The organism is Pseudomonas sp. 65/3-MNA-CIBAN-0223 (assembly GCF_040310425.1).
Lineage (GTDB): Bacteria > Pseudomonadota > Gammaproteobacteria > Pseudomonadales > Pseudomonadaceae > Aquipseudomonas > Aquipseudomonas gregormendelii.
Window position 1 is genome coordinate 1 of record NZ_JBEOPV010000086.1, and the last position, 289, is coordinate 289.

A 289-nucleotide genomic window follows, 5' to 3' on the forward strand; every position below is an offset into this window, starting at 1 on the left:
GTGTGGAGACGATTAATGTGGCTCATATGTTCCTTCTACCTGGCTCAGTAGCGATAATTGTTGCGAATTCAAGTCAGCATGTAGGCCTAAGCCTTTAATAATAAACCCTTTGCCTTTGATATACACCATCTCTTGTGAGGTGCCTATCATAGTGGTTAAGTCTACCGTCACCGCTTGGGTACTCAATGACTGCAGGGGTTCTTCTATATCAATGGCATCAATAATAACATTGTTTTCTAATATGACTTTGCTGGTGTTTTTATTCAATTGTCCTCGATCTGCACTTAAT

At 40.1% G+C, this 289-nt stretch carries 1 protein-coding gene; it reads right to left on the reverse strand.

The window, feature by feature from the left end:
- Nucleotides 1-12: 12 nt before the first annotated feature.
- On the reverse strand, nt 13-289 hold a 277-nt coding region (gene lptC / locus AAEZ09_RS28030; protein WP_350601600.1), incomplete at its 5' end, for an LPS export ABC transporter periplasmic protein LptC.